The organism is Streptomyces sp. NPDC087845 (genome assembly GCF_044742755.1).
Classification (GTDB): domain Bacteria; phylum Actinomycetota; class Actinomycetes; order Streptomycetales; family Streptomycetaceae; genus Streptomyces.
In genome coordinates this window covers 1-3,798 of the sequence record NZ_JBIUVC010000048.1, presented here as the reverse complement: position 1 = coordinate 3,798, position 3,798 = coordinate 1, and the positions used below count along the sequence as shown (strand labels likewise).

The window sequence follows — 3,798 nt, the reverse complement described above, 5'->3', positions numbered from 1 at the left end:
GGGATCCGACTCCTCTCCCAGCAACTCCCGCTGCCACAACGTGTAATCCGCGTACTGCACCGGCAACGGCTCCCACACCGGCTCCCGCCCCGCCACCCGCGCCGCATACGCACACGCCAGATCCGCAGTCAACGGCCCCATCGACCACCCATCCGCAGCAATATGATGCAACACCAACACCAACACCGACTCAGCACCGGTGTCGACGACGTGCACGCGCATCGGAAGATCGGCACCGAGATCGAACTTGTGCTCGCACTCCTGGGATATTCGTTCGTTGGCCAGTTGCGGCAGGCTCTGTGACCACTGCACGGTGACGGTGGCCTGTCCTGCCGGGAGGATGACCTGCAGCGCTTCGCCGTCCTGCTCGGGATACACCGTGCGCAGGATTTCATGCCGGATCACCACATCGGATATGGCTTCCTGAAACGCCTCCCGGTTCAGCGCCCCGGAGACGTGGCTGACCAACGCGATGTTGTACGCAGCGCTCCCGCCGTCGACTTGGTGCAGGAACCACAGCCGACGTTGCGCCGGGGACAGCGGTACCTTGGCCGGCCGGGGATGCACCGTTGCCAGGGGAACCACGTCGGCCACATCAGCCTGGTGCAGCCATCGCTCCAGTCCGGCCACGCTGGGATTCTCGAACACCGTGGGCAGAGTCAGCTCCGCCCCGAAGGTCACCCGCACCCGATTGACCAAACGGGTGGCCAAGAGGGAGTGCCCCCCCAGCGCGAAGAAGTCGTCGTCGACGCCGACGTCGGGCACACCGAGCAGTTCGGTGAACAGCCCGCACAGCATCTCTTCGCGCGGAGTGCGTGCGTGCCGCGACGTGCTGCTGTAGTGCGGCGCGGGCAGAGCGCGACGATCGAGCTTGCCATTGGTGGTGAGAGGGAACGCGTCAAGCGTCACCAGCGCGGACGGCACCATGTACTCCGGCAACCGCCGGGCGAGGCACCGTCGTATCTCGGAGGGCTCGGCCGAGCCGGTGACGTAGCTGACCAGACGCCGTTCGCCCGGCTGGTCCTCGCGCACCAGGACCGCGGCGTGGCCGACCCCTGGGCATGCGAACAGCGCGGCCTCGACTTCACCGAGTTCGATCCGGAAGCCGCGGATCTTGACCTGGTCGTCGGCACGCCCGACGAACAACAGCCGACCGGACCTGTCCCAGCGCACCACATCGCCCGAGCGGTACATGCGGGTGCCTGGGGGACCGAACGGATCGGCGACGAATCGGGACGCGGTCAGCCCGGCCTGGCTCACGTATCCCCGGGCCAGCCCGGCGCCCGCGATGTAGAGTTCCCCCGCGACCCCCGGAGGTACCAGCCGCAGTGCCTCGTCCAGCACGTAGACATCGGTGTTGGCAACGGGGCCACCGATGGTCACTTGTTGCCCGGCGGGCAGCGGACCGCCGGTCGCGCAGACCGTGGTCTCGGTGGGCCCGTAGGAGTTGACCAGATTGTGGGTGGTTGCCCATTGGTCCACCAGCCATTGCGGGCAGGACTCGCTGGCCGTGATGACCACGGCCCCTTCGGGTACTGCGTGCGCCGGCAAAGCGGCGAGCATCGACGGCGTGACCAACACATGGGTGATGTCCGGAGCATCGCCCGGCCGGGCCGTGAGCAACGCTTCCGGCTTGCCGATCACCAGTGTGCCGCCGAGCAACAACGCCATGACCAGCTCCCACACGGAGCCGTCGAAGCTGATCGACGCCAATTGCAGCACGCGGTGCGCCGAGTCCGGTGCCACGAAGTCGCGGTGCCGGCGTACCAGTCGGGTTATTCCGGTGTGCGGTAGAGCGACCCCCTTGGGCTTTCCGGTCGATCCCGAGGTGTAGATGACGTAAGAGATCTGGCTGTGCTGCAGCGGAGCCGCCCGGTCGGCCGGACGGATGTCGTCGGCGGAAAACCCCGAAAGGTCGAGGTCGCCGAGGAGCACGGTGGGTATGCCGACATCGCCCAAGGCGTCCGCGGTATCGACCAGTGCTATCCCAACGGCACTGTCCGCGAGTACGAATTGCTTGCGCTGCGATGGATACGCCGGGTCCACCGGCAGGTACGTGCCGCCGGCCTTCGCGATCGCGAGGAACGCCACCACCCAGTCGAGCGAGCGTTGGGCGGACACGGCAACCGGAACGTCCGGGCCGACGCCCTGACGGATCAAGTAGCGTGCGAGCTGATTGGCGCGTGCGTTCAGCTGGGCGTACGACGTGCCGATCCCGTCTGCTTCGACGGCCACCCGTTGCGAATCGGCCTTGACCTGGTCTTCGAACAGTTCGGGCAGGGTGCTCGGCACTACGTCGTCGGTCCGGTTCCAGTCCTCCAGCAAACGCCGCCGGTCCGCAGCGGCCAGCAGGTTGATCTCTCCGATTCGGAGTGATGAGTCGTGGGCGACCGCGCTCAGCAGACGCACCAGCCGGTCGCCCAGTTCGCTTACCGTGTCCTTGTCGAACAGATCCGTCGCGTAGGTCAGCGTCAAGGTGATGCCGCGGGCTTCGTCCTCGGTCACGCCATGCTCGATCGCGCCGATGAGAAGGTCGAACTTTGCCGGGGACATCGGCACTCGACCGGCGGTCGTCTCGACCCCGGCGAGCCGCAGCGTCGGCGCCTCGTCCTCGACGCTGAAAGCGACTTGGAACAGCGGATGGCGAGACAGCGACCGGCTGAGGCGCAACTCCTCAACTATGCGGTCGAAGGGCACGGCTTGGTGCTCGTATGCCGAGAGGTCGGCTGCGCGGATCCGACCGAGCAGCTCGTCGAACCGGGGATCACCGGAGGTATCGGTGCGCAGCACCAAGCTGTTCACGAAGAATCCGACGAGGTTGTCGAGAGCCGGATCGTAGCGGCCTGCCACCACCGTGCCGAGCGGGATGTCGGTGCCGGCGCCGAGCCTGGTCAGCACGGCGCTGAGAGCCGCGTGGACGACCATGAACATGGTGCTCTTGTGGTGACGAGCGAGGTCTCGCAGCCGGTGATGAGTCTCCGGCCCGACCCGCACAGTCACTTCGGCTCCGCTGTGGGAGGCCCGTGCCGGCCGTGCCCTGTCGTACGGCAGCGCCAGTTCTTCCGAAAGGCCCGCAAGCGCTTCCCGCCAGTACGCCAGGTCGCTGTCGTGCCGGTCTTCCTGCTGGAGGGACCAGAGCGCGTAGTCGGCGTACTGAACCGGCAGCGGGAGCCACTCGGGTTCCCGGCCGGCGGTCCTGGCGGAGTACGCGTGCTCCAGGTCGGCAACGAGTGAACCCATCGACAAGCCATCGGCCGCGATGTGGTGTACCACGAGAACAAATACCGTGCTGTCGGCGCCAGTTCGCACCACATGCGCGTGCACAGGCAGTTCGGTGACAATGTCGAACTCGTAGGCGCACTGCTCGGCCACTGCTTGGTCGACGTCTTCGAGCGCGCAGGACGACCAGCCGATCTCGACGCTCACGTCGGATCGAACCAACTGTGCCGGTTCGCCGTCGAGGTCGGTGAACACGGTACGGAGTGCCTCGTGTCGGCGTATCACATCGGACAGGGCCATGCTCAGGGCATTGCTGTCGAGTGAACCACGAACCCGTGTGACCAGTGGAATGTTCCAGACCGGGCTGGGCCCGTCGAGCTGGTGCAGGAACCATAGTCGGCGCTGTGCCGACGAGAGTGGTATCCGCTCAGGGCGGGGAACTACGGCCGTGACCCTCTCGGACGTGCCGACGCCGGTCGTTTCCAGGTGTGTGGCCAGGTCGGCGATGGTGGGGTGTTGGAAGAGGGTGTGGATGGTGGTGTGGGTGTTGAGGGTTGTGTTGATGCGGTTGGTGAGGCG

At 66.5% G+C, this 3,798-nt stretch carries 1 protein-coding gene; it reads right to left on the bottom strand.

The genetic code is table 11. The features are described 5' to 3' along the window. Positions 1–3,642, bottom strand: a 3,642-nt coding sequence (locus tag ACIOMQ_RS41350; protein ID WP_402192880.1) for an amino acid adenylation domain-containing protein, incomplete at its 3' end; no start/stop codon positions are given. Between the last annotated feature and the right edge of the window lie 156 nt (positions 3,643–3,798).